This is a genomic window from Pseudomonas persica (assembly GCF_900291015.1).
Lineage (GTDB): Bacteria > Pseudomonadota > Gammaproteobacteria > Pseudomonadales > Pseudomonadaceae > Aquipseudomonas.
Map to the genome: position 1 here is coordinate 39,231 of NZ_OLKL01000018.1, position 24,782 is coordinate 64,012.

A 24,782-nucleotide genomic window follows, 5' to 3' on the forward strand; every position below is an offset into this window, starting at 1 on the left:
AATGTCAACAAAGTCGTAAGAGGCGTCGCCTTGTAAGGGGTGGCGCTGTCTCCTCATGCTGCTTCATTGCCCTGCTGAATCAGGCGCTTCCCGCGCCTGGCATGGGTGAGAGGTGCCGAGGGGAAAAGAATGAAGAAAACAGAAGTTCATGTGGCCATCTGCGTTTCAGGGTTGGGCTTGCCGCGCTGGCAGTGGCTGTTGGTCCTGATGCTACTCCTGTACGCCGGCTTGTCTCAGGCTGCGCAGGTGCATATCAAGGCAACTTATCGCAATGGCAAGTTGCAGATCGACTCGCCAGCTGCGCCTTACTGCAAGATATGGCCTGACTTGTGCACCACTGCCCAGACCCTGCCGATACCGATCAACTATACGAAATCCTTCGATCCCCGCGCTGGCCAGCGGGAGCGTCTCTACCTCAAGCCACCGCCAGTACGAACAGGAATGCTGGCTAGCGAGACCGGGGGGGATGCCTACCCCTTCGAGTTCAAGTTCCTGGTCTTTGGCATGATGGTGCGCGCGGCGTATTCGCTATACAACCCGGCGATGTTCTCTTTCTATGGCTGTTCCCCGCTTCGTGTGCAGCCCCCTCCCTTTGAGGGCGACTGGGCTACCGTCGCGCTGCAGATGCGCGACAGTGGGGCAGCATGTTATTCGGACCGCGGTCCCTTCCCCGGTTACTACAACGTCTACGTGAAGGAAATGGGGGCGGCCTACCAACTGGTACTGCCCTCCCTCGGCAGCATGAAGCCAGGCCGTTATAGCGCCACGCTGTCCTACAGGGTCGACAATGGTGGGGATATAGACCTCGGGAACAATCTGAAGGTGATCAATGACACGGTGCTGGACGTGCTGCTCGAGCTCACCGTCAAGCGTGACATTCATGTCGAGTTTCCGCAGGGGGCCGACCGTGCCGTCCTGGAGCCGCCCGGCGGCTGGTCTCGCTGGTCGGGTGGCAAGCCACCGAAGCAGTTGGCGCGGGACATACCGTTCCGCATCACGATCGATGGCCCATTTGCGGTCTATGTGAAATGCCAGTACACCGTTTCCGCCGATAGCTGTGGCTTGCGTAACCAATACGCAGACGAAGTGCCCGTTTCCACGCGATTGACGCTACGCAGCGCCACCTCGGGAGGCAGCAGCGCGGTCAAGGTGCTATTGCCGACCCTCGAGCATGACAAGCGCGTCCTCGAACCTGCGCAGCCGTTGCTCTACCAGCCAGGCACGTTGCATTTCAGCGTGGAGAGCGAAGGGGTCGAGCAGATGGTCAAGCACCCTGGCAGTACCTATCAGGGGCAGGTCACCGTGGTGTTCGATGCCTGGATCTGAGAGCGGGTGTGGCTGTTGGTTGGAGGGAAAGCTTGGGAAATTTCCACAAATCGTCAGGAGCGATCGTGTATTTCCCGAACCGCGACTATCGAATAATTCTCCTGTCAGCGGCGAAAAGCCTGTTTGACATTTTTAGCTGACGCTGTCGGCAATTTCCAAGGAGATCTATTCGTGAAAGCAGCTTACTTAGCCATTCCCTTCCTGGCATTCGTCGCCGGTTCTGCCGTTGCGGACGATGCCATCGAGAAGCAGGTTCAAATCACTGCCACCGTCCCAACCGCGAACTTCTATGTCGAGCCGGTCGGTGGCAACTGGATGAACGAACCGCAGGAAATGGCCTGGAACTCTTTTCAAGGCACCCTCGAGCCGGTACGTAAGCAACTTCAGGCCAAGAGCACTGTCGGGCCGATCACTGCCCACCTGCTGTACCCGGCCGCAGTCACCAGTGGCCTCGATGCCATTGACCTGGATGTGAAGGTCGGCACCACCGTGCTCACGACCAAGTCCGCTGAGGTCATCGATGCAGCCCAGGCAGGTGCTGGTGCGCTGGTCGACTTCGAAGTGGCCCCGAAACAGCCGGCGGGTGGTTACAAGCCAGGTAGCTACCAAGGGCTGGTCAGCATGATGTTCGAAACCGCCGCGCCTTGATGTAACTGCGCACTGCCTCTTCCCTAATCCATCGCTCCACCTCGCTCCCGGGCTTGTCCCGGGGGTGGGGAGGGCATTGCCTGCAGATAGAGTCATGGTTGCTTTTCCCCCTCTTGCTTATGCGCGCATCTGCCTGGTGCTGGCGCTGCTTTCCGGGCTGCCTGCGGCCTGGGCTTCATCGACGTCTACCGGGGCGATGGCCTCGTTGATCCAGGCAGAAGGTCTGCCACGGGAATTCGAGGCGCATTTCTTCGATGTGCCCTTGGCGGTACGTATCGACCTGGATGGCCGTTATCTCGGTGATGCCATGGTGGTCTTGAGCCGTGACGGGCAGGTGCAACTGCTCGAGTTCACCGACACCCAGGACAGTCGCGAACCGGCGGCTGCAAGGCGGCGTTGGCAAGAACGCCTGGAGAAGGGGCGACCGCTAGGGGGCTGCACCCGCGATTGCGTCGATGGCTTGCGGGCGATTCACTACAGCCTGGTCAATTCCCAACTCTCCCTGCTGACCGAGCATGCTGAACAGGAAGGTGAGGTCCAGCGCTTTCATGCCCTGCCCGAGCAAGGCAGCTATGGCCTGCTGGTGCGCAACCAGCTCAACCTGGTCAACAGCGGCAGTGCAACCAGTGGTGGGTATTTTCTCCAGGGCCAGGGCAGCCTGGGCAACTGGACGACCCTCGCCGATGCCCGCTTCGACCGTGCCGGCGACAGCCGGGACGGCACACGCTATCGCATGGAGCAGCTCTATGCGGAGCGCTTGCACGATGAACACTTCTTCCGCTTGGGGTATTTTACCCCGAGCGCCCAGGGCCTGACTCGCCAGCCGCGTTTGATGGGCAGCAGGCCCGACAGTACTGTGGGCCTGATGTTTGGCAGCAGCGACAGCCTGCTGGTGGATAACGGTCAAGCCAGTTCCACGCCGGTCTATGTGACGCCCAATCGCCCCGGTGTGGTGGAGATCTATCGCAACGGTGTGCTGATCAACAGCCAGGCCGTGCAGCCAGGTCTACAAACCCTTGATACCCGGGTGCTGCCCGGTGGCATCTATGAAGTCGAGGTGCGCTTGCTCGAAGACGGGCAGGAAACCTCGCGCAGCCAGGCGTTCATCTACAAACCGAGCAACTGGAGCAACCCGGAAAACCGCTGGCGCTATAACGTCTACCTCGGCCAGCAGGACACACTGCTGGGCAATTGGGATGACGACCGGGACGCCAGTCTCAGTGCCGGTATGCTGGCCAACTACCTGGTGCACCCGCGCGCGGTGCTGGGCGCCTCCGTGCAGCAGGTGGACGGGGTCATGCAGTACGGCACCTCGCTGGATTTGGACCCGACCGATCGCCTGAAGGTATTTGGCAATGTATTCCGGGCAGAGGGGCAGGGCGATGGCTTCGACCTGCAGCTTGTCCAGAACCACGACCTGGGCTCCCTGGTGTTCAGCCATAGCCGTAGCTGGCTCGATGAGCGCCGTTTTGCATCGCACGGCATGGTCCGTTCGCGACAGGCCCGGGAGCAGAGCCAGACCTCTGTGCTGTTCAATCATCGGCTCGATACCCGTAGCTCGGCGACGCTGCGGGTCTCTCATGCCACAGGCTCGACCGAAGGGCTTGGCATCGACCTGGGTTGGTCGTATTACGGCAAGCTCTTGGGGTCCGACGCCAGCTGGCGCCTGTCGTTATTCGACCGTCCGGGCTCCAGCAGCAGCGGCGAGGCGCGCAACCGGGGTGTCATTGTCACCATGAGCATGAGCCTCGGCCAACCTGGCCAGCGCATCTCTGCAAGCCTTGGCAGCCGTACCTCGCGCGACGGCGGGCGTGACCAGAACGCGTCGCTGGCTTACCAGCAGGACGTCGAACTCGGCCCGATCCACAGCCTGGGTGGCAACCTGACGGTCGACCGCTATGGCATGGGCCTGGGTGGCAATACCCAGTTCCAGAGCAAGGCCTTGTATGGCGATGCCTATGCCCAGCGCTCGTCTTACAACGGCGAATTCACAGGTGGGCTCAACCTGCAAAGCATCGTTGGCCTTGGCAGCGGCAAGGTGGTCATGAGCGGGCAGTACCTGCCCTATGACGCGGGGCTGATCATCGATGTCGACAGTGACATGAAGGACCTCAAGCTGCGCGCCGACGACCAGTCGGGCCTCGGCGCCACCTTGCGCCCTGGGCGCAACATCATCCCGGTCGGTGCCTACAAGGCCGGTTATGTGCAGTTCGATTTCGAAGGCGATCGTGATCCGGCGGCAGTCATCCAGCCCTCCAGCCTCGACTATCACCTCAATCGCGGTGGCGTTGAGTATCGCCAGCTGCATGTAATGCGCACGGTGACCGTGCTCGGGCGCCTGCTCGACCGGCAGGGGCAGGCGATGTCTGGGGCGCTGGTGCTCAATCACGCCAGCCGCAGTGTCAGCGAACCTGGTGGGTATTTCGCGGTGGAGATGAGTGAATCCACGCCAATCCTGGAGATTCGCCAGGATGGCCAAACGGTGTGCTTGCTGACGCTGGATGTCAACCGGCTGGAGCGCGAGGGCGATGTCCTGCTGGCGGGGGACGTGTCCTGCCAGGCCGAGGGGCTGGCCAAGGCGCAGGTTGGCAGATGAGGTATGCGGCGGTGCTCGTGCCATGCCTGGCCGAGCCGTGGTCGCCAAAAAATCTGGCTGATGAGCACTGAGGCGTCGGCTGTCTTTAGGAAATTTCGCATTTTTCTTGGGAAGCGTCTGACTTTCCAGAGGTGTTATCTGGCGAATAATGGCGCGTTGGATGATGGTGGTTGGCTAGTGCGGATGATCGCGAGGTTGTGCAATGAATCCATGGAAACTCCTGTGTCTGGCTCTGTTGCTGGCGCCGCTGAGCGTACACGCAGCGCCTGAGTTGAATGTCGGTGAGCTTTACGACTACCTGCCCGACGGCAAGAGCACCTTGCTCAAGCGTGTGCGCAATGGCGGTGATAGCACGGCCTTCGTCAAGGTCGCGGTGGTCGAGCTGGTCTATGACAAGAACGGCGTCGCCCAGGAAGTCGACCTGGAGGGCCTGCCGTTGGAGCAGCGTGGCGTGGTGGCCAGCCCGGCCCGCTTGATCGTGCCGGCCCGGGGCATGCAAACGGTGCGCTTGCTGTATCGCGGCAAGCGTGACCAGGAGCGCTACTTCCGATTGCGCTTCATCCCGGTGCTGCCTGAGCAGAACGATGGCTTTGCGGTCAGTGCACAGGAAGCCAAGGACTATCGCGAAAGCCTCACGGCAGGCGTCAACCTGCTCGCCGGCTACGGCACCTTGCTGTTCGTGCGGCCCAACGACACTCAGTTCGACACCCCGGTACGCGAGGAGAATGGGCGCGTGCGGGTGACCAACAACGGTAACGCCACGGTGGTACTCGACCACCTGCGCCTCTGCGCGGCTGATGGCCGTGATTGCTCCAACGCGACCAAGCAGCACTTGTTGCCAGGGCGGACCCGCACGCTCGATCAGCAACCGGGGAAGCACTATCGCTTCGAGCTGCAGGAAGGTGACAGGCACCAGGAAATGGTTTTCAACAGTTGAGCCAGCGGCTCTACCTGTAAAGGACGAAATACCATGAGAATTCTTGTCGTGGACGACCACCCCTTCATTCGCTCCAGCGTTTGCATGCAACTGAGCCATGATGGCCACGAGGTGGTTGGACAGGCGGGCAACGGTATCGATGCCGTGCGCCTGGCCCGTGAATGCATACCGGACCTGGTGTTGCTCGACATCATCCTGCCCGGCCTGGATGGGCTGCAAGTGCTGGCCCGGACCCGAGAGATAGAACCGCCGCCCAAGGTGCTGGTGCTGACCTCGCAGACAGCCGATTACTTTTCCCTGCGCTGCATGAAGGCCGGTGCTTCAGGGTTCTTGTGCAAGAGCGATGACTTGACGGAGTTGAGCAAGGCGGTTCAGGCATTGCGTTCGGGCTACAGCTACTTCCCGGATGTCTCGCACAGTTCGGTGAGGTGCGAGGACATGGCGGTCAGCGAGTCCCAGCGCCTGGCCATGCTCAGCAATCGCGAGATCATCATCCTCCAGCACCTGGCCCGTGGTTTGTCCAACAAGGTCATTGGTGAAAAGATGCTACTCAGCAACAAGACCATCAGCACCTATAAAGGCCGGTTGTTGGAGAAACTCAGGGTGAGCACGCTGATCGAACTGGCCGACCTCGCACGCCGCAACCAGATGATCTAGCCCTGTGTCTGCGTGTTGATGCGTTTTCTGCTTGCGATCGTGTTGTGCAGTTGTGCCATGACATTCGCCCAGGACGCCCCGCAGTTGTATTCGCGCGCGTGGCCCGAAGGCGTTCGCCTGGACCTCGATGGCCAGCAGTTGCGCTGGTTGTGGGAGCACCGCCAGCTTCGCCTGGGGGTGATCAACCGGGAGAACCCGCCGTTCGATATCCTTGGCACGGGGCTGACCTACGAAGGCATCACCGCCGACTACGCCGGGATGCTGGCCAGGCAACTGCGCTTGCATCTGGACATCACGCTGTTCGTTACTTTCGAAGAGGCCGCCGCAGCCTTGCGTGATGGCCGCATCGACCTGCTCGGCTCGGTCACGTCCCGGCAGGCGATGGAGGCTGGCCTGCGGTTGTCGCGGCCCTACGCCCATGATGAACCTTGGTTGCTCGAGCAGGCCGATGATGCGTTTGTATCGCTTGAGCCGCAACGGCCCTTTCGCCTGTCGGTTCTGGAGGGTTATCGCTCACCGGAGCAGATCCGCACGTACTATCCGAACGCCCAGGTACAGCCCTACCCGGCGCCTGCCAGCGCCCTGGCAGCTTTGATGCTGAACCAGGCCGACGTGTTCCTGGGCAATGCCCAGGGCATCCGTTATGTGCTGGGGCGCAATCAATCGGGCGAGTGGCGGGAGGTCGGCCGTGCCGGGATGCCGGGGCAGGACGTGGGCTTTGCCATGGCGGACAATCGCAGCCCCTTGGCGGAACTGGTCGACATGGCGCTCGATAGCCTGACCGAGGAGCAGCATGCCAGGGTCCACACGCGCTGGCGTTCGAGCATCACGGAAAACGACCTCTCCAGTCCCTTGCAACTGACCGATGCCGAAGAGCGCTGGTTGCATGACAACCCGAGGATCACCGTGCTGCTGGACGAACACCTGCTGCCGCTGAGCTACCGTGACGCCAACGGCGAGTGGCGTGGCCTGAGCCTGGACATCCTGCAGATGATCAGCCGGCGCACCGGCCTGCACTTCGATGTCAGGCGCGGCGGCACTATCGAGCAGATGATCGATCAGTTGCGCAGTGGCCAGGCGCAATTGATCGGTGGCCTGCCCGACAGCCCGTCGCGTCGGCGGCAACTGGACTTCAGCCGTGCCTACCTCAGTGCGCCCCGGGTGCTGGTGACCCGTGACGAAGCCTGGGCGCCGTCCGACCTTGCCCAGCTCGAAGGCCAGCAGGTGGCGGTGGTGGCCGGGAGCGTGTCGCAGGAAACCTTGCGCCAACGGTATCCCGGAATTCGCACGCACCTGACGGCTGGGCCGCTGGAGGCCCTGCGTGCGGTGGCGCGCGGCCAGGCCATGGGGGCGATACTGACCTACGATGACGCCCGCTCCATGATTGCCCGCTGGTACCCCGGGAGCCTGAAGATAAGTGCCAGCCTGCCCTTGTCACCGGTGCACTTTGCCTTCGCCAGTGTCCGTGGTGCGAAGGAGCTGCAAGGGATCCTCAACAAGGCGCTGCTCACGCTGGCCCCGCAGGAAATCGACAACCTGGTACGGCGCTGGCGTAACCCGATGATCGTCGCCGACGGCGTGTGGCCGCGTTACAAGAGTCGGATCCTGCTCGGTTTCTCGGCGGTGCTTGTCCTGTTGGCCATGACCTTGTTGTGGGTGCGCTACCTGCGGCGGCTGCACCTGAAGTTGCGACGTGCCACCCGTAAGGCCGAGCAGGCGAACCAGGCCAAGACCGATTTCCTGGCGACCATGAGCCATGAGATCCGCACGCCGCTGCACGCGGTGCAGGGCATGCTGGAGCTGGCTCAGCGCAAGGCTGCCCAGGGTGTGCTCGACCGCCTGGCCATCGATGTGGCCAGTGATGCCGCCCATGGCTTGCTGGAGTTGATCGGCGATATCCTCGATATCACCCGCATCGAGGCGGGCCGTTTGCAACTGGTGCCGGAACGGGTTGGCCTGCACGAACAGGTCGCCCGGGTGGTGCAATTGTTCGAGCAACAGGCGAACGCCAAAGGCGTGGCCTTGCACCTGGAGGTCCAGGGCGACATCCCTGCATGGGTCATGCTGGACCCGCTGCGTTTCAAGCAAGTGCTGGCCAACCTGGTGAGTAACGCTATCAAGTTCACCCAGCAGGGGTATGTACGAGTGAGTCTGCGGGGGCGACGGCAGGCGCAGTGCCTGCAGGTCGAACTGTCGGTCGAGGATACCGGGATCGGCATCGCCGCCTCGGAGCTGCATGCCCTGGGCCAGTTGTTCCGCCAGGCCAGCAACCAGCGGCAATCCGCCCGTAGCAGTGCGGGCCTGGGCCTGGGCATCAGCCGCAGCCTGTGCGAGATGATGGGGGGTAGCCTGCAGATACACAGCGTGCTGGGCAAGGGGACTCAGGTGAATGTCTTTCTGGACCTGGCCCTGGCCGAGAGCGAAGCTCGCGTCGAGCCGCAGCCGGTATTGCCGGAGCCCGTCCGGCAAGCGCGTCTTCGAGTGCTGGTGGCCGATGACTATTCGTCCAACCGTCTGTTGCTCGCGCAGCAGCTCGATTACCTCGGGCACCAGGCCAGAGTCGTCGAAGATGGCGCCCAGGCGCTGCGCCTGTGGCTCAAGGAGGACTTCGATATGGTGATCAGCGATTGCTGTATGCCACGCCTCAACGGTTATGCCTTGTCACGCGCGATCCGCGAACATGAGCGGCGCACGGGCAGGCTGCCCTGTCGTGTGATCGGTCTGACCGCCAGCGCCGTGGAGCGCGAGCGCCGGCGTTGTCGTGCGGCCGGCATGGACGAATGCCTGTTCAAGCCATTGGGGCTGAACAGCCTTGCGCGTGCCTTGGCCAATTGCCAGCGGCGGGCCCAGGACCAGCAGGCGCCGATGTTCGACCTGAGCCACCTGGAGCACCTGGTGGGTAGCGATAACGCTGCGTTCAAGGCTTTGCTGCGTGACCTGCGCAGCAGCAACCGGGACGACCTGCAGTGTCTGGAGGCGCTCAACGATGATGTGCCTGCGTTGGCGGAACTGGCTCATCGGGTCAAGGGCGGCGCTCGGATTGCCCGCGCCGATGCCCTGATGGCCGCGTGCGAGCAGGTCGAACGGTGTTGCCACGCCCAGCCTCTGGAACGCGCTGCGCTCGGCTTGGCAGTGCGTGCCATGGGCGACGCCATGCGGTGCCTCGAACTGCAGCTGGCGCGCCAGGCCGGGCAGGGCGTGGCGGGGTCATATCATGCCGAGCAACAACAATACCAACAGGACCACCAGCACCACGCCGACGATGCCGGACGGGCCGTAGCCCCAGCTGCGCGAGTGCGGGAAGACCGGTAAGCCACCAATCAGCAGAAGGATCAGGATGATGATGAGGATCGTGGTCATGACGGAGTCCTTGCGTGGTTGAAGGTCAAGGGCCTCGGACTGCTGGCCTCTTGTAAATAAGGACTGGTGGGGTATGTCAAAGATTCCATTTGAATGGTTGCCTGTGCCGGCCTCTTCGCGGGTAAACCCGCTCCCACGGGGACAGTGCAGCCCTCAGGCCTGTGGTGATCCTGTGGGGGCAGGTTTACCCGCGAAGAGGCCGGAGCTGACTACATACAGTCATGCCCGCCCATTCACTATCCTGATGAACCCTGCCAGCCCCCCAGGCCTTGATTAGACTCGTTGCACCACCCATCGGAACAAGGCCAGCCACCATGCAAAACCGCATCATGATCACCGGCGCCGGGTCCGGCCTCGGCCGCGAGATCGCCCTGCGCTGGGCGCGTGAGGGCTGGCGCCTGGCGCTGGCCGATGTCAACGAAGCCGGCCTGCGCGAAACCCTGGCGCTAGCCTGCGCGGCTGGCGGCGAGGGCTTCGTCCAGCGCTGCGACGTGCGCGACTACAGCCAGCTCACCGCCCTGGCCCAGGCCTGCACCGAGCAGTTCGGCGGCATCGACGTGATCGTCAACAACGCCGGCGTCGCCTCGGGCGGGTTCTTCGCCGAACTGTCGCTGGAGGACTGGGACTGGCAGATCGCAGTCAACCTGATGGGCGTGGTCAAGGGCTGCAAGGCCTTCCTGCCGCTGCTGGAGCGCAGCAAGGGGCGGATCATCAACATCGCCTCGATGGCCGCGCTGATGCAGGGCCCGGGCATGAGCAACTACAACGTGGCCAAGGCCGGCGTGCTGGCCCTGTCGGAAAGCCTGCTGGTGGAACTGCGCCAGCTGGAGGTGGCGGTGCACGTGGTGTGCCCATCGTTCTTCCAGACCAACCTGCTGGACTCGTTCCGCGGGCCGAACCCGGCAATGAAAACGCAGGTTGGCAAGCTGCTGGAAGGCTCGCCGATCAACGCGGCGCAAATCGCCGACTACATCCACCAGCAGGTTGGCGCGGGTGAATTCCTGATCCTGCCCCACGAGGCCGGGCGCCAGGCCTGGCAACTGAAGCGCCAGGCCCCCGAGCGGCTGTATGACGAGATGGCTGAAATGGCGGTGAAAATGCGCGCCAAGGCCCATTCGCGCTGATTGGTCTGTAGGGAAATTTACCCAAAAATGTAGGGCGTTTCTGAATCACTGTAGCGCTATTGAGTAGCCGAATGCCATCAAGGCAGGCTCCGGTTTTCCCTTTCGCTGGAGGATCGGAGCATGTTGGTAATAGGGCGCGAAGTAGGGGAGGTCATCGTGATTGGTGATGACATTCGGGTCATGGTGGTGGAGACGCGGGACGGGGTGGTGCGCTTTGGCGTGGATGCCCCGCGCCAGGTACCGGTGCATCGGGCCGAGGTGTACAAGCGCATCAAGGCTGCCAAGCAAAGCAAAGCCTGATGCCGCCTGCACTGGCCTCTCCCACAGGGATCGCATCGCTCGCGAGGATTGTGCCGTACCTGTGGGAGCGGGTTTACCCGCGAAGAGGCCAGGCCTGCTAGTCGAGCAACTCCCGGGGCACATCATGCCTGGCCAGCAACTGGCACTGCTGGCTTTCCGGGTCGAACAGGATGAACGCCTGGCCCTTGGCCAATGCCTGGCGCACCCGCAGCACACGGGTTTCCAGCGGGGTGTCGTCGCCGTTGTCGGTACCGTCGCGGGTGACGAAGTCCTCGATCAGGCGAGTCAGGGTTTCGGCTTGCAGTTGGTCGTAGGGGATCAGCATGGTGGGCGTTGCCTAGGGGTTGGTGGGGGCATGCTACGCGAAAAAACTGGCATTTTGGGGCCGCTTTGCATCCCCCTCAGCCCTTGTTCCCGAGCAGGCTATCCACCGCCGGCACCCGTGTCTCGCTCTCCATCTGCGCATCATGCTCCAGCTGGTGGCTGAAGCGTTCCAGCGACGCATTGGCCGGTTGCGAATCGCTGGCAAACACCGGCGGGCTCAGCAGGTACGCCGACAGCAACCGGCTCAGCGCCGCCAGGCTGTCGATATGGGTTCGCTCATACCCATGGGTGGCGTCGCAGCCAAACGCCACCAGCGCGGTACGAATGTCGTGCCCCGCCGTCACCGCTGAATGGGCATCGCTGAAGTAGTAACGGAACACATCGCGCCGCACCGGCAGGTCGTAGTCGCCGGCCAGTTTCAGCAGGTGGCGGGACAAATGGTAGTCGTAAGGCCCTGACGAGTCCTGCATGGCCACGCTCACTGCATGCTCGCTGGAGGCTTGCCCGGGCGCCACCGGGGCGATGTCGATGCCGACGAACTCGCTGACATCCCAAGGCAGCGCGCCAGCGGCGCCCGAGCCGGTCTCCTCGGTGATGGTGAACAGCGGGTGGCAGTCGATCAGCGGCTGGCGGCCGCTTTCCACCACGGCTTTCAGCGCCGCCAGCAGCGCTGCCACACCGGCCTTGTCGTCCAGGTGGCGGGCGCTGATATGGCCGCTTTCGGTGAATTCGGGCAGTGGGTCGAAGGCTACGAAATCACCGATGCTCACGCCCAGTGCCTCGCAGTCGGCACGGGTGGCGCAGTAGGCGTCCAGGCGTACCTCCACGTGTTCCCAGCTGATCGGCATCTGGTCGATGGCGGTATTGAAGGCATGCCCGCTGGCCATCAGCGGCAGCACGCTACCCCGGTATACGCCAGTGTCGGTGAACACGCTGACCCGGCTGCCTTCGGCAAAGCGGCTGGACCAGCAGCCGACCGGCGCCAGGGCCAGGCGGCCGTTGTCCTGCACCTGGCGCACACTGGCGCCGATGGTGTCCAGGTGGGCGGATACGGCACGGTCGGGCGAGGTCTGCCGGCCCTTGAAGGTGGCGCGGATGGTGCCCCGGCGGGTCAGCTCGAAAGGGATGCCCAGCTCGTCCAGGCGTTCGGCCACGTAGCGCACGATGGTGTCGGTGAAGCCGGTGGGGCTGGGAATGGCGAGCATCTCCAGCAACACGCGCTTGAGGTAGTCGAGATCGGGTTCGGGATGTCGGTCGGACATGGTTGGGGACTCCTTTACTCCTGTGCCGGCCTCTTCGCGGGTAAACCCGCTCCTACAGGTACAGCGCTGCCCGCAGGAACTGTGGGGTCGCTGTGGGAGCGGGGTTACCCGCGAAGAGGCCGGCACTGGTTTATGCCAAAGGCCGGCTATGCGGAAACAGTAGGTCCATAAATCGCTCGGCGGTCGGCTGCGGTTCATGGTTGGCCAACCCGGCACGCTCGTTGGCCTCGATGATCACGTACTCCGGTTGCCCGGCATCAGGCACCATGAAGTCCAGCCCCACCACCGGAATCTCCAGCGCCCGCGCAGCGCGCACGGCGGCATCGGCCAGCACCGGGTGCAGGCGTTCGGTCACATCCTCCAGGGTGCCACCGGTGTGCAGGTTGGCGGTGCGCCGCACGGCCAGGCGCCGGCCGGCGGGCAACACGTCGTCATAGCCAAAGCCCGCCGCGCGCAGGGTGCGCTCGGTTTCGTCATCCAGTGGAATGCGGCTTTCGCCAGCGGTTGCCGCCTGGCGCCGGCGGCTCTGGGCCTCGATCAGCTGGCGGATGCTGTGCGTGCCATCCCCCAGCACCTGCGCCGGGTGACGGATGGCGGCGGCCACCACTTCATAGCCGATCACCACGATGCGCAGGTCCTGCCCGGCATGGAAGCTCTCCAGCAACACGCGGCTGTCGAACTGGCGAGCATGTGCCACGGCGCGGGTGATGTCGTCAATGCAGGTGAGGTTCACCGCCACCCCTTGGCCTTGCTCGCCATCGACCGGCTTGACCACCACCGCGCCATGCTCGTCGAGAAACGCCAGGTTGTCGTCGGCATTGCCGGCCAGCTGCTGTGCCGGCACCTGCAACCCGGCGTTGTGCAGGGCATGCCGGGTCAGGCGCTTGTCCTGGCACAGGGTCATGGTCACGGCGCTGGTCAGGTCGCTGAGCGACTCACGGCAGCGAATGCGGCGCCCGCCCAGGCTCAGGGTAAACAGCCCGCCGGCGGCATCGTCCACTTGTACCTCGATGCCCCGGCGCAGCGCTTCGTCGACAATGATGCGCGCGTAGGGGTTGAGCCCGGCCTCGGGGCCCGGGCCCAGGAACAGCTGCTGGTTGATGCCGTTCTTGCGCTTGACCGCGAAGGTCGGCAGGTTGCGAAAACCCAGCTTCTGGTACAGGCGCTTGGCCTGGCGGTTGTCGTGCAGCACCGACAGGTCCAGGTAGGCCAGGCCGCGGCTCATGAAGTGCTCGATCAGGTGGCGCACCAGCACTTCACCCACGCCGGGGCGGGTGCAGTGCGGGTCTACTGCCAGGCACCACAGGCTGCTGCCGTGCTCGGGGTCGTCGAACGCCTTGGCGTGGTTCAGGCCCATGACGCTGCCGATTACCGCGCCGCTGTCTTCGTCCTCGGCCAGCCAGTACACCGGGCCGCCCAGGGGCAGTGGGGTGAGCAGTTCGGCGTCGACCGGCAGCATGCCGCGCGCCTGGTACAGGGTGTTGATCGCCTGCCAGTCGCCCGGGTTCTGCGCCCGGCGCACGCGGAAGCCGCGGAACACCCGCTGCGCCGGGCGGTAGTCGGTGAACCACAGGCGCAGGGTGTCGGATGGGTCGAGAAACAGTTGCTGCGGGGCCTGGGCCAGCAGCTGCTGCGGCGCGGCCACGTACAGGGCGATGTCGCGCTCGCCGGGGCGTTCGTCCAGCAGGTCGGCGGCCAGGTCGGCCGGGTTGGGGTAAGTGTGGCCGATCAGCAGCCGGCCCCAGCCGCAATGCACGGCGCGCGGCTGGTCGTGGGGCTGGCTGCCATCGCCGGCCAGGCGCGCCTGCAAGCGCTCGTAGGACGGCGCCTGGCCGCGCAGCAGGCGCTGACCGTAAGCGATCTCGTGAGCTTTCATCGGTCAGATTCCTTGTTCGCTCAGCCACAGGTTCAGCGCCGCCAGTTGCCACAGCTTGGAGCCGCGTAGCGGCGTCAACTGGCCGTGCGGGTTGCCCAGCAGGCGGTCGAGCATGGCCGGGTTGAACAGCCCGCGGTCCTGGCTGGGGTCGGTCAGCAACTCACGCACCCAGCCGAGGGTGGCGCCTTCCAGGTGCTTGAGGCCCGGCACCGGGAAGTAGCCCTTCTTGCGGTCGATCACCTCGTGCGGAATCACCCGCCGCGCCGCCTGCTTGAGCACCTGCTTGCCGCCGTCGGGCAGCTTGAAGCGTGCCGGAATGCGCGCCGACAGTTCCACCAGGCGGTAGTCGAGGAACGGCGTGCGCGCCTCCAGGCCCCAGGCCATGGTCATGTTGTCGACCCGCTTGACCGGGTCATCGACCAGCATCACCGTGCTGTCCAGGCGCAGCGCCTTGTCTACCGCATCGGGGGCGCCAGGGCGGGCGAAGTGTTCACGGACGAAGTCGCCGGCCGCGTCGGTTTCAAGCAGCCAGGGTGCCTGCACGGTGTCGCGGTACTCGGCGTGGCTGCGGTCGAAGAAGGCCTCGCGGTAGGCGGCAAAGGCGTCCTCGGCGCCGTCCACCTGTGGGTACCAGTGGTAGCCGGCGAACAGCTCGTCGGCACCCTGGCCGCTTTGCACGCCCTTGCAGTGCTTGGCCACTTCGCGCGACAGCAGGTAGAAGGCGATGCAGTCGTGGCTGACCATTGGCTCGCTCATGGCGCGGAAGGCGGCTGGCAGCTGCTCGATGATCTCGTGCTCGGCGATGCGCAACTGGTGGTGACGGGTGCCGTAGTGCTTGGCAATCAGGTCGGAGTACTGGAACTCGTCGCCGCGTTCGCCGCCGGCATCCTCGAAACCGATGGAGAAGGTCGACAGGTTGTCCACGCCCACTTCGCGCAGCAGGCCGACCAGCAGGCTGGAGTCGACCCCGCCCGACAGCAGCACACCCACGTCCACCGCTGCCCGTTGGCGAATGGCCACGGCGTCGCGAGTGGCATCGAGTACGCGGCTGGTCCAGCCTTCCAGGTCCAGCTCACGCTCATCGGGGTTGGCGCCGTAGTGCAGCTGCCACCAGGTCTGGCGTTCCACTTCGCCATGGTGGTCGATGCGCATCCAGGTGCCGGGTTCCAGCTTTTGCACGTTGGCCAGCAGTGTGCGTGGCGCCGGCACCACGGCGTGGAAGTTCAGGTAGTGGTTGAGCGCCACCGGGTCGAGCATCGGGTCGATGTCACCACCCTTGAGCAGCGCCGGCAGGGTCGAGGCGAAACGCAGGCGCTCGCCGTTGCGTGACAGGTACAAGGGTTTGACGCCCAGGCGGTCGCGGGCCAGGAACAAGCGCTGGTTGTCGCGTTCCCAGATGGCCAGGGCGAACATGCCATTGAGCTTGGGCAGCAAGGCAGCGCCCCAGGCGTGGTAGCCCTTGAGCAGCACCTCGGTGTCGCCGTCGGACCAGAAGCTGTAGCCCAGGGCCTGCAGCTCCTGGCGCAGTTCGGGGAAGTTGTAGATGGCGCCGTTGAAGGCCAGCGACAGGCCCAGGGTGTTGTCGACCATTGGCTGGGCAGAGCCGTCGGACAGGTCCATGATTTTCAGGCGCCGGTGGCCGAGGGCGATCGGGCCGTGGCTATGGAAGCCCCAGGCATCAGGGCCGCGGGGCGCCAGGTGGTGGGTGATGCGCTCTACCGCAGCCAGGTCGGCTGGGCGAGGGGCTTGGTCGATGGGGGTGAAACGCAACTCTCCTGCTAATCCGCACATAGGTCCTTACCGGTTTTTCCGTTGGGGAGGGGGTGCCCCGGATTAGGGCACCTCAAGGAACTGACCTGTGTGCTTTATGAGAGTTTTAGACCGATCTGTTATATGGGGCTGCTGCGCAGCCTGCGAAGGGCTGCACGGCGGTCCCAGTTCCCTATTTCCCGCGAATCAACTTGCGCAAGGCAAACCGGTTCGGGTGACAAGCCTCCGCGACCGCCCGTGGCAACGGCAGCGGTTCCCCGCACACCCAGGCCGCCACCAGTTCGCCGCTCAACGGTGCCGTGATCAACCCGCGCGAGCCATGCCCGCTGTTCACATACAACCCAGCCAGCCAAGGGCAGGCCACATCCGGCACCTGCCGCGCATCCCGGCCCAGCACTGCGTAGGCTTCGGTGAACGCCTGCGCATCCGCTACCGGCCCGACGATCGGCAGGTAATCCGGGCTGGTGCAACGGAACGCCGCGCGCCCCTGCAATTGCCCGGCGTCCAGCTCGGCGGCACCCAGACGCTGGGCCAGGTCGACCGAAATCTCCTCCAGCAACGCCAGGTTGCCCTGGTGCTCGGCCACCGTCGGCGCCAGGTCTGTGCTGTGGAAGTCGAAGCTCGCACCCAAGGTATGTTCATCCCCGCGCGGCGGCGCCACATAGCCTTCCGCACACACCACGGTGCGCAGCGCGCGGCTGCTGGCGGTGGCCGGCAGGCGGGTGATCTGCCCGCGGATGCGCTTGAGCGGCAGCTGCGCGCACGGCTCGAAGCGCAGTACGTCGGCGGCACCGGCCAGGACCACCACCGGCGCGCTGGCCAGCAGGCGTTCGCCCGCCCAGGCTTGCCACTGCCCGTCGAGCTTGCGCAACTCGAGCACCTCCAGGTGCGTCAGCAGGCGAATACCCGGGTGCTGCAACTGCTGCAGGCACAGCGCCGGCGGGTGCACCCAGCCACCTTCGGGATAGAACAGCCCACCCGCCGGCAAGGCCACCCCGGCGACGGCTTCAGCCTCTGCACGTTGCAGCGAGTGCAGCAGGCCATGTTCGAAGGCGGCGGTCAGTTTGCCCTGGCGTTCGGCTTCCTTGTTGTCGAAGGCCAGTTGCAGCACGCCGCAGGCATCCCAGTCGCGGCCACGTTGCAGGCGCTGCAGCTGGCGCCGGGTGTAGCCGAAACCGGCCAGGATCATCTGCGACAGCGCCGTGCCATGGGCAGACAGTTTGAGGTACAGCACCCCTTGCGGGTTACCCGAAGCTTCCCGTGCCGGGGTGTCGTGGCGTTCCAGTACGGTAACCTGCCAGCCACGCCGGGCCAGGCTGGCGGCGGTTGTGCTGCCGGCGAGCCCGGCCCCTATCACCAGCGCTTCACGCCGCCCCGCCGTGGCAGCCGGGCGTGCGTACCATGGCGCGCCGGGGCTGGGCACGGGGCCGACATAGGCGCCGCTCATCACTTCCCATTTCTTGCCGATGCCCGGCACCTTCTTCATGGCGAAGCCGGCGTCGACCAGGCTGCGGCGTACCCAGCCGGTGGTGGTGAAAGTGCCTAGCACCGTGCCGGGGTGTGACAGCCGCGCCAGCTGTGCGAACAGCTCCGGGGTCCACATGTCGGGGTTCTTGGCCGGGGCGAAGCCATCGAGGAACCACACATCGATCTGCGCATCGAGTTGCGGCAGCTGTTCCAGTACGTCACCTATCAGCAGGGTGAGGGTGACCCGGCCGTTGTCGAAGGTGAACTGCTGGAAGCCCGGGTGCACTGCCACGTATTGCTCCAGCAGGGGCTGGCTGTAGGCCGCCAGTTCCGGCCAGAGGCGCAGGGCGCGGGCCATGTCGTCGCGACCGAGGGGGTACTTTTCGACGCTGACGAAATGCAGGCGGGCGTGGGCGTGGGCGTGTTGCTCGAACAGTTGCCAGGCGCAGTAGAAGTTCATGCCGGTGCCGAAACCGGTTTCGCCGATCACCAGGCAGGTGTGCGGGGCAAGGTCGGCAAAGCGCTCGGCCAGGCGGGTTTGCCCAAGAAACACGTGCTTGGTTTCTTCGATGCCTTCGTTGACCGCGAAATAGACGTCGTCGTATTGCCGCGAATGGGGGCGGCCCTGGTCGTCCCAGTCGATCTGGGCATGCTGGAGGAGGGTGGACATGGTTGGCTCGGTTGCAGCGGATGGGCGGATTTTATGCCATCCGGGAGGTTTGCGCAGGCTGTGCCGGCCTCTTCGCGGGTAAACCCGCTCCCACACGATTTTTACCGCCTTCAAAGGTAGCGCAGTACCTGTGGGAGGCAGCTTACAAATCCGCTAGTCTTGCTTATCCATTGAAGGAGCCAGTGCATGTTCGAATCCGCCGAAATCGGCCATAGCATCGACAAGGAGGCTTACGACGCCGAGGTGCCCGCTTTGCGCGAGGCCCTGCTTGAAGCCCAGTACGAACTCAAGCAGCAGGCGCGTTTCCCGGTGATCGTGCTGATCAACGGCGTCGAAGGCGCCGGCAAGGGCGAGACGGTCAAACTGCTCAATGAGTGGATGGACCCGCGCATGATCGATGTGCTCACCTTCGACCAGCAGACCGACGAAGAGCTGGCCCGCCCGCCGGCCTGGCGCTACTGGCGGGCCCTGCCACCGAAGGGGCGGATGGGCGTGTTCTTCGGCAACTGGTACAGCCAGATGCTGCAGGGGCGGGTACACGGGGTGTTCAAGGATGCCGTGCTCGACCAGGCCATCACCGGTGCCGAACACCTGGAGCAGATGCTGTGCGATGAAGGCGCGCTGATCATCAAGTTCTGGTTCCACCTGTCCAAGAAGCAGATGAAGGCGCGGCTGAAATCGCTCAAGGACGACCCCTTGCACAGCTGGAAGATCAGCCCGCTGGACTGGCAGCAGTCGGAAACCTACGACCGTTTCGTGCGCTTTGGTGAGCGCGTGCTGCGCCGCACCAGCCGCGACTATGCGCCATGGCATATCATCGAGGGCGTCGACCCGAACTACCGCAGCCTGGCGGTAGGGCGCATCCTGCTGGAAAGCCTGCAGGCGGCACTGGCCAACAACCCCAAAGGCAAGCACCAGGGCAACGTCGCGCCACTGGGGCGCAGCATCGACCAGCGCAGCCTGCTCGGTGCGCTGGACATGACCCTGCGCCTGGACAAGTCCGACTACCAGGAGCAACTGGTCACCGAGCAGGCCCGCCTGGCCGGCCTGCTGCGCGACAAGCGCATGCGCCAGCATGCCCTGGTGGCGGTGTTCGAAGGCAACGACGCTGCCGGCAAGGGCGGTGCCATCCGCCGCGTGGCCGCGGCGCTGGACCCGCGCCAGTACCGTATCGTGCCGATTGCCGCGCCCACTGAAGAAGAGCGCGCGCAGCCTTACCTGTGGCGGTTCTGGCGGCACATTCCGGCGCGTGGCAAGTTCACCATCTTCGACCGCTCCTGGTATGGCCGGGTGCTGGTGGAGCGGGTGGAAGGCTTCTGCAGCCCGGCCGACTGGATGCGTGCCTACAGCGAGATCAACGATTTCGAGGAACAGCTGGTGAATGCTGGCACGGTGGTGGTCAAGTTCTGGCTGGCGATCGACCAGCAGACCCAGCTGGAGCGCTTTGAAGAGCGCGAGCAGATCCCGTTCAAGCGCTACAAGATCACCGAAGATGACTGGCGCAACCGCGACAAGTGGGGCGCCTATGTCCAGGCGGTGGGGGACATGGTCGACCGCACCAGCAGCGAGATTGCGCCGTGGACGCTGGTGGAGGCCAACGACAAGCGCTGGGCGCGGGTGAAGGTGTTGCGCACCCTCAACCAGGCGCTTGAGGCGGCGTTTGCCAAGGACAAGAAATAATCGAAGTTCCTGTTTGCCTGTGCCGGCCTCTTCGCGGGTTTACCCGCGAAGAGGCCGGCACAGGCAACACATCGGGCAAGCCATGCCGCAGAAGAATGACCTGATGAATTCTTTTCCCGGCATTCGCCACCGTCCCCACCCTCGAAGCCCGTAGAATTCAACCACCCCCACCACGGGCTTGATCGAGGACGTTATGCACACCACTACTGGCCGCTGGGGCTATGGCCTGTTCCTGGCACTTCTGACTGCACTGCTCTGGGGCATCCTGCCGATCAAGCTCAAGCAGGTGCTGCAAGTGGTCGACCCGGTCACCGTCACCTGGTACCGCCTGCTGGTCTCCGGTGGCCTGCTGTTCGCCTGGCTGGCCGCCAAGCGCAGGTTGCCTTCCTTCAGCAAACTGGCGCCCAAGGGCAAAGGCCTGGTGGTAGTGGCCGTGTTCGGCCTGATGGGCAACTACGTGCTGTACCTGATCGGCCTCAACCTGCTCAGCCCGGGCACCGCGCAACTGGTGGTGCAGATTGGCCCGGTGCTGTTGCTGGTGGCCAGCGTGTTCGTGTTCCGCGAGCGTTTCAGCCTGGGGCAGGGCATGGGCCTGCTGATCCTGCTGGCAGGGTTTGGCCTGTTCTTCAACCAGCGCCTGGAAGAGCTGCTGTCCTCGCTCGGCACCTATACCACTGGTGTGCTGACCATCCTGCTGGCCACCAGCATCTGGGTGTTCTATGCGCTTAGCCAGAAGCAGCTGCTGACTGTGTGGCATTCGCAGCAGGTAATGATGGTGATCTACCTCGGCTGCGCCGCGCTGCTGACGCCCTGGGTCCACCCGCTGGAGGCGTTGCGGCTGACCCCCGTGCAAGGCTGGCTGTTGCTGGCCTGTTGCCTGAATACCCTGGTGGCCTATGGCGCGTTTGCCGAGGCGCTGGCGCACTGGGAGGCGTCACGGGTGAGCGCCACGCTGGCGCTGACTCCGCTGGTGACCTTTGTGGCGGTGGCGCTGGCGGCCTTGGTGTGGCCTGAGTATGTGCATGCCGAGGACATCAATGGCCTGGGCTATGTGGGGGCGGTGACGGTGGTGCTGGGCTCGGCGCTGGTGGCGCTGGGGCCATCGCTGGTGGCTGGGTGGCGGGCGCGCAGGGCGCGGCTGGCCCAGGTTCAGTGATGGCCTGTACCGGCCTCTTCGCGGGTGAACCCGCTCCCACAGGGACCCCACAATATTCAGCTTTGTGGTAATCCTGTGGGAGCGGGTTTACCCGCGAAAGGGCCGGTAAAGGCAGCACATGACTTAGCCTTTGCCCCCCGGGGCCAGCATGTTCTCCGGCCTCACCCACTGGTCGAACTGCTCATTGGTCAGGTACTTCAACTCCAGTGCCGCCTCGCGCAAGGTCTTGCCTTCGCCATAGGCCTTCTTGGCAATTTCCGCCGCCTTGTCATAGCCAATATGCGGGTTCAGCGCCGTCACCAGCATCAGCCCCCGCTCCAGGTGTGCCGCCATCTGCTCGGCATCCGGCTCGATGCCCGCCACGCAGTGCTGCTGGAAGTTGCGGCAGCCGTCAGCCAGCAATTCGATCGACTGCAGCAGGTTGTGGATGATCACCGGCTTGAACACGTTCAGTTGCAAATGCCCCTGGCTGGCGGCAAAGCCGATCGCGGCATCGTTGCCCAGCACCTGGCAGGCCAGCATCGACAGCGCTTCGCACTGGGTCGGGTTGACCTTGCCTGGCATGATCGAGCTGCCTGGCTCATTGGCCGGCAGGCGTACCTCGGCCAGCCCGGCGCGCGGGCCGGAGCCCAGCAGGCGCAGGTCGTTGGCGATTTTCATCAGGGCCACGGCCAGGGTCTTCAGGGCACCGGCCAGGCTGGTCAGCGGCTCGTGGCCGGCGAGGGCAGCGAACTTGTTCGGCGCAGTGACGAACGGCAGGCCAGACAGCGCCGCCAGCTCGGCGGCGACGGCTTCGGCAAAACCATGCGGGGCGTTGAGCCCGGTGCCCACGGCAGTGCCGCCCTGGGCCAGTTCGCACACCGCTGGCAGGGTGGCGCGGATGGCGCGCTGGGCGTAGTCGAGCTGGGCGACGAAGGCCGACACCTCCTGGCCGAAGGTGATCGGCGTGGCGTCCATCATGTGCGTGCGGCCGGTCTTCACCAGCTTGTGGTGGCGTGCCGACAGCTCGGCCAGCCCCGAGGACAGCTCGGCGATGGCCGGCAGCAGCTTGTTGTACACCGCCTGCGCCGCGGCAATGTGCATGGCGGTGGGGAAGCAGTCGTTGGAACTCTGCGAGCGGTTGACGTGGTCGTTGGGGTGCACGGGCGCCTTGCCGCCACGGCCCTTGCCGGCCAGTTCGTTGGCCCGCCCGGCGATCACTTCGTTGACGTTCATGTTGCTCTGGGTGCCGCTGCCGGTCTGCCAGACCACCAGCGGGAACTGGTCGTCATGCTGGCCGCCCAGCACTTCGTCGGCGGCCTGTTCGATCAGCCGGGCGATGTCGGCCGGCAAGTCGCCATTACGGTCGTTGACGCGTGCCGCGGCCTTCTTGATCAGCGCCAGGGCGTGCAGCACCGCGATGGGCATGCGTTCCTTGCCAATGGCGAAGTTGATCAGCGAACGCTGGGTCTGCGCACCCCAGTAGGCGTCCTCAGGAACTTCGACCGGGCCCAGGCTGTCTGTCTCGATACGGCTCATTCTGTACTCACTCCTGTGTAGTTCGAAATCGCAGTTTAGGCCCTGATTCGACCGGGCGGTTCAGTCGCTCGTCGTGCCACTTGAGCACATCGCCACCACGGCGCAGAATGCTCTACTCTGAGGTACCCGCCTCCCTCTCTTCTGAAGGAAATGCAATGACCCGTCTCCGTGTCCTTTGTGCCGCCGTTGCCCTGGCTTGCGCCAGCGGCCAGGTACTCGCTGCCACCGCCAGCCACAACGCTGCTGCCGAGAAATTCCTGACCCTGGCCAACGCCGACAAGCTGGGCACCCCGGTGTACATGCAGGTCCAGCAGATGTTCGCCCAGCGTTTCGCCCAGACCAAGGCCCCGGCCACCAAGCAGCCGCTGCTGGAAAGCTACCAGGCCAAGGCCAACGCCGCGCTGGACAACGCCATCGGCTGGAACAAGCTGAAGCCGAAGATGGTCGATCTGTACACCCAGACCTTCACCGAGCAGGAGCTCAAGGACCTGGTCAAGTTCTACGAATCGCCGCTGGGCAAGAAAGTGCTGCGCGAAATGCCCAAGGTCACCCAGCAGTCGGCCCAGCTGACCCAGCAGAGCCTGGAGCCAGCGGTACCGGTAGTGAACAAGCTGCTGGACGACATGACCAAGGAACTGGACCCGAACGCTGGCAAGGCCGCCGCCCCGGCGAAGAAGTGAGTACCCCGCGATGACCATGCAACAGCGTATCGAACAGCAGCTGGCTGCCCTGGCGCCGCAACACCTGCAAGTGCTCAACGAAAGCCACATGCACAGTCGTGGTCAGGAGACCCACTACAAGGCAGTGATCGTCAGCGAGCAGTTTGCCGGGTTGAACAGCGTCAAGCGCCACCAGAAGGTGTACGCCACCATGGGCGAGCTGATGGGCGAGATCCATGCCCTGGCCATCCACACCTACACCGCCGAAGAGTGGGCCAAGGTCGGCGTTGCACCGGCCTCGCCGGTGTGCGCGGGCGGCGGGCACTGAAACCTTGCAGTTGTTCTGGTAGAATCCGCACCATCCCAAAGGGGGCTGCTGTGCAGCCCATCGCCGGCAAGCCGGCTCCCACTATCTGTGGGAGCCGGCTTGCCGGCGATGGGTCGCGCAGCGGCCCCCTGTTTCTTGTGTAACCCGGTCCGCCCTTTACGAGGGCAACCACCTGGAGATTCTGCTTCATGTCCCAAACCATCGTCGTCGCGGCGCTGTACAAGTTCGTCACCCTGGAAGACTACGTCGAGCTGCGTGAGCCACTGCTCCAGAGCATGCTCGACAACAATGTCAAAGGCACCCTGCTGCTGGCCCACGAGGGCATCAACGGCACCGTGTCGGCCACCCGCGAAGGCATCGACGGCCTGCTGGCCTGGCTGCGCAACGACCCGCGCCTGGCCGATGTCGACCACAAGGAGTCGTACTGCGACGAACAGCCGTTCTACCGCACCAAGGTCAAGCTCAAGAAAGAGATCGTCACCCTCGGCGTGCCGGGCGTGGACCCGAACCAGGCGGTCGGCACCTACGTCGAGCCCAAGGACTGGAACGCGCTGATCAGCGACCCGGAAGTGCTGCTTATAGATACCCGTAACGACTACGAAGTGGCCATCGGCACCTTCAAGGGCGCCATCGACCCGAAGACCGAAACATTCCGCGAGTTCCCCGACTACATCAAGGCCAACTTCGACCCCGGCAAGCACAAGAAGGTTGCCATGTTCTGCACCGGCGGTATCCGTTGCGAAAAAGCCTCCAGCTACATGCTCGGTGAAGGCTTCGAGGCGGTCTATCATCTTAAGGGCGGCATCCTGAAATACTTCGAGGAAGTGCCTCAGGAAGAAAGCCTGTGGGACGGCGACTGCTTCGTCTTCGACAACCGCGTCACGGTGCGCCATGACCTGAGCGAAGGCGAGTACGACCAGTGCCACGCCTGCCGCCACCCGATCAATGCAGAGGAGCGCGCGTCCGAACACTATTCGCCAGGGGTCAGCTGCCCGCATTGCTGGGACACCCTGAGCGAGAAGACCCGGCGTAGCGCCATCGACCGGCAGAAGCAGATCGAGCTGGCCAAGGCCCGCAACCTGCCGCACCCGATCGGTTACAACTACAAAGCCGAGGCTTGATGC

At 64.3% G+C, this 24,782-nt stretch carries 19 protein-coding genes and 1 pseudogene; 13 read left to right on the top strand and 7 right to left on the bottom strand.

The window, feature by feature from the left end; genetic code table 11:
* The first annotated feature begins 129 nt into the window (after nucleotides 1-129).
* The 6 genes and pseudogenes from FQ664_RS09045 to FQ664_RS09070 form a co-directional block, all read left to right on the top strand.
* Nucleotides 130-1,326: a hypothetical protein gene (locus FQ664_RS09045; protein WP_144171631.1), complete on the top strand. Its 1,197-nt coding sequence runs from the start codon at nucleotides 130-132 to the stop codon at nucleotides 1,324-1,326.
* Between the two features lie 171 nt (nucleotides 1,327-1,497).
* A complete protein-coding gene (locus FQ664_RS09050; RefSeq protein WP_144171632.1) occupies nucleotides 1,498-1,974 on the top strand; it encodes a CS1 type fimbrial major subunit in 477 nt (158 codons plus the stop codon).
* Between the two features lie 94 nt (nucleotides 1,975-2,068).
* Nucleotides 2,069-4,570: a TcfC E-set like domain-containing protein gene (locus tag FQ664_RS09055; protein ID WP_474707139.1), complete on the top strand. Its 2,502-nt coding sequence runs from the start codon at nucleotides 2,069-2,071 to the stop codon at nucleotides 4,568-4,570.
* A 202-nt stretch (nucleotides 4,571-4,772) separates the two neighbouring features.
* Nucleotides 4,773-5,507 (top strand): fimbrial biogenesis chaperone, encoded by a 735-nt coding sequence (locus FQ664_RS09060; protein ID WP_144171633.1) that lies wholly within the window; start codon nucleotides 4,773-4,775, stop codon nucleotides 5,505-5,507.
* 33 nt (nucleotides 5,508-5,540) lie between these two features.
* Nucleotides 5,541-6,164 carry a response regulator transcription factor gene (locus FQ664_RS09065; RefSeq protein WP_144171634.1) on the top strand — a complete coding sequence of 208 codons (624 nt, stop codon included), beginning with the start codon at nucleotides 5,541-5,543 and terminating at the stop codon, nucleotides 6,162-6,164.
* A 57-nt stretch (nucleotides 6,165-6,221) separates the two neighbouring features.
* A pseudogene (locus FQ664_RS09070) lies at nucleotides 6,222-9,227 on the top strand (transporter substrate-binding domain-containing protein); the annotation flags it as partial.
* Nucleotides 9,228-9,371: 144 nt separating this feature from the next.
* On the opposite strand, the gene FQ664_RS27750 reads toward FQ664_RS09070, so the two are convergent.
* On the bottom strand, nucleotides 9,372-9,524 hold the full coding sequence (locus tag FQ664_RS27750) for a DUF3309 family protein (RefSeq protein ID WP_254481028.1): 153 nt from the start codon (nucleotides 9,522-9,524) through the stop codon (nucleotides 9,372-9,374).
* A gap of 314 nt (nucleotides 9,525-9,838) precedes the next feature.
* Here FQ664_RS27750 and FQ664_RS09075 point away from each other — a divergent pair, with 314 nt between their 5' ends.
* Nucleotides 9,839-10,648 carry an SDR family oxidoreductase gene (locus FQ664_RS09075; protein ID WP_144171636.1) on the top strand — a complete coding sequence of 270 codons (810 nt, stop codon included), beginning with the start codon at nucleotides 9,839-9,841 and terminating at the stop codon, nucleotides 10,646-10,648.
* Between the two features lie 120 nt (nucleotides 10,649-10,768).
* Nucleotides 10,769-10,948, top strand: a complete 180-nt coding sequence (gene csrA, locus FQ664_RS09080) for a carbon storage regulator CsrA (RefSeq protein WP_144171637.1) — start codon at nucleotides 10,769-10,771, stop codon at nucleotides 10,946-10,948.
* Nucleotides 10,949-11,045: 97 nt separating this feature from the next.
* On the opposite strand, the gene FQ664_RS09085 is transcribed toward csrA, so the two are convergent.
* From FQ664_RS09085 to mnmC, 5 genes are all read right to left on the bottom strand, one after another.
* Nucleotides 11,046-11,273, bottom strand: coding sequence for a YheU family protein (locus FQ664_RS09085; protein WP_051099660.1), 228 nt, complete (start codon nucleotides 11,271-11,273; stop codon nucleotides 11,046-11,048).
* 76 nt (nucleotides 11,274-11,349) lie between these two features.
* Nucleotides 11,350-12,534 carry an osmoprotectant NAGGN system M42 family peptidase gene (locus tag FQ664_RS09090; protein WP_144171638.1) on the bottom strand — a complete coding sequence of 395 codons (1,185 nt, stop codon included), beginning with the start codon at nucleotides 12,532-12,534 and terminating at the stop codon, nucleotides 11,350-11,352.
* A 130-nt stretch (nucleotides 12,535-12,664) separates the two neighbouring features.
* Nucleotides 12,665-14,410, bottom strand: a complete 1,746-nt coding sequence (ngg, locus tag FQ664_RS09095) for an N-acetylglutaminylglutamine synthetase (RefSeq protein ID WP_144171639.1) — start codon at nucleotides 14,408-14,410, stop codon at nucleotides 12,665-12,667.
* Between the two features lie 3 nt (nucleotides 14,411-14,413).
* Nucleotides 14,414-16,201: an N-acetylglutaminylglutamine amidotransferase gene (locus FQ664_RS09100; RefSeq protein WP_144171640.1), complete on the bottom strand. Its 1,788-nt coding sequence runs from the start codon at nucleotides 16,199-16,201 to the stop codon at nucleotides 14,414-14,416.
* Nucleotides 16,202-16,352: 151 nt separating this feature from the next.
* Nucleotides 16,353-18,317 (bottom strand): bifunctional tRNA (5-methylaminomethyl-2-thiouridine)(34)-methyltransferase MnmC2/FAD-dependent 5-carboxymethylaminomethyl-2-thiouridine(34) oxidoreductase MnmC1, encoded by a 1,965-nt coding sequence (gene mnmC / locus FQ664_RS09105; protein WP_144171641.1) that lies wholly within the window; start codon nucleotides 18,315-18,317, stop codon nucleotides 16,353-16,355.
* 186 nt (nucleotides 18,318-18,503) lie between these two features.
* On the opposite strand from mnmC, the gene pap reads away from it, so the two are divergent.
* Nucleotides 18,504-19,997 carry a polyphosphate:AMP phosphotransferase gene (gene pap, locus FQ664_RS09110; RefSeq protein WP_144171642.1) on the top strand — a complete coding sequence of 498 codons (1,494 nt, stop codon included), beginning with the start codon at nucleotides 18,504-18,506 and terminating at the stop codon, nucleotides 19,995-19,997.
* 193 nt (nucleotides 19,998-20,190) lie between these two features.
* On the top strand, nucleotides 20,191-21,153 hold the full coding sequence (locus FQ664_RS09115) for a DMT family transporter (RefSeq protein ID WP_144171643.1): 963 nt from the start codon (nucleotides 20,191-20,193) through the stop codon (nucleotides 21,151-21,153).
* A 123-nt stretch (nucleotides 21,154-21,276) separates the two neighbouring features.
* Here the strand turns inward: FQ664_RS09115 and FQ664_RS09120 are convergent, their stop codons facing one another.
* Nucleotides 21,277-22,671, bottom strand: coding sequence for a class II fumarate hydratase (locus tag FQ664_RS09120; RefSeq protein ID WP_144171644.1), 1,395 nt, complete (start codon nucleotides 22,669-22,671; stop codon nucleotides 21,277-21,279).
* Between the two features lie 155 nt (nucleotides 22,672-22,826).
* Between FQ664_RS09120 and FQ664_RS09125 the strand changes: the two genes are divergently transcribed.
* From FQ664_RS09125 to trhO, 3 genes are all read left to right on the top strand, one after another.
* The gene (locus FQ664_RS09125; protein ID WP_144171645.1) at nucleotides 22,827-23,351 is read left to right on the top strand and encodes a DUF2059 domain-containing protein; all 525 of its coding nucleotides are present in this window, start codon (nucleotides 22,827-22,829) and stop codon (nucleotides 23,349-23,351) included.
* Nucleotides 23,352-23,361: 10 nt separating this feature from the next.
* Entirely contained in the window at nucleotides 23,362-23,658 is a 297-nt protein-coding gene (locus FQ664_RS09130; protein ID WP_003252644.1) for a BolA family protein, read from the top strand.
* 188 nt (nucleotides 23,659-23,846) lie between these two features.
* The gene (gene trhO, locus FQ664_RS09135; RefSeq protein WP_144171646.1) at nucleotides 23,847-24,779 is read left to right on the top strand and encodes an oxygen-dependent tRNA uridine(34) hydroxylase TrhO; all 933 of its coding nucleotides are present in this window, start codon (nucleotides 23,847-23,849) and stop codon (nucleotides 24,777-24,779) included.
* The last annotated feature ends 3 nt before the right edge of the window (nucleotides 24,780-24,782 follow it).

Coding starts and splice junctions, on each gene's coding strand:
- FQ664_RS09045 (WP_144171631.1), top strand. CDS start 130: ATGAAGAAAACAGAAGTTCATGTGGCCATCTGCGTTTCAGGGTTGGGC.
- FQ664_RS09055 (WP_474707139.1), top strand. CDS start 2,069: ATGGTTGCTTTTCCCCCTCTTGCTTATGCGCGCATCTGCCTGGTGCTG.
- FQ664_RS09060 (WP_144171633.1), top strand. CDS start 4,773: ATGAATCCATGGAAACTCCTGTGTCTGGCTCTGTTGCTGGCGCCGCTG.
- FQ664_RS09065 (WP_144171634.1), top strand. CDS start 5,541: ATGAGAATTCTTGTCGTGGACGACCACCCCTTCATTCGCTCCAGCGTT.
- FQ664_RS27750 (WP_254481028.1), bottom strand. CDS start 9,524: ATGACCACGATCCTCATCATCATCCTGATCCTTCTGCTGATTGGTGGC.
- FQ664_RS09075 (WP_144171636.1), top strand. CDS start 9,839: ATGCAAAACCGCATCATGATCACCGGCGCCGGGTCCGGCCTCGGCCGC.
- csrA (WP_144171637.1), top strand. CDS start 10,769: ATGTTGGTAATAGGGCGCGAAGTAGGGGAGGTCATCGTGATTGGTGAT.
- FQ664_RS09085 (WP_051099660.1), bottom strand. CDS start 11,273: ATGCTGATCCCCTACGACCAACTGCAAGCCGAAACCCTGACTCGCCTG.
- FQ664_RS09090 (WP_144171638.1), bottom strand. CDS start 12,534: ATGTCCGACCGACATCCCGAACCCGATCTCGACTACCTCAAGCGCGTG.
- ngg (WP_144171639.1), bottom strand. CDS start 14,410: ATGAAAGCTCACGAGATCGCTTACGGTCAGCGCCTGCTGCGCGGCCAG.
- FQ664_RS09100 (WP_144171640.1), bottom strand. CDS start 16,201: ATGTGCGGATTAGCAGGAGAGTTGCGTTTCACCCCCATCGACCAAGCC.
- mnmC (WP_144171641.1), bottom strand. CDS start 18,317: ATGTCCACCCTCCTCCAGCATGCCCAGATCGACTGGGACGACCAGGGC.
- pap (WP_144171642.1), top strand. CDS start 18,504: ATGTTCGAATCCGCCGAAATCGGCCATAGCATCGACAAGGAGGCTTAC.
- FQ664_RS09115 (WP_144171643.1), top strand. CDS start 20,191: ATGCACACCACTACTGGCCGCTGGGGCTATGGCCTGTTCCTGGCACTT.
- FQ664_RS09120 (WP_144171644.1), bottom strand. CDS start 22,671: ATGAGCCGTATCGAGACAGACAGCCTGGGCCCGGTCGAAGTTCCTGAG.
- FQ664_RS09125 (WP_144171645.1), top strand. CDS start 22,827: ATGACCCGTCTCCGTGTCCTTTGTGCCGCCGTTGCCCTGGCTTGCGCC.
- FQ664_RS09130 (WP_003252644.1), top strand. CDS start 23,362: ATGACCATGCAACAGCGTATCGAACAGCAGCTGGCTGCCCTGGCGCCG.
- trhO (WP_144171646.1), top strand. CDS start 23,847: ATGTCCCAAACCATCGTCGTCGCGGCGCTGTACAAGTTCGTCACCCTG.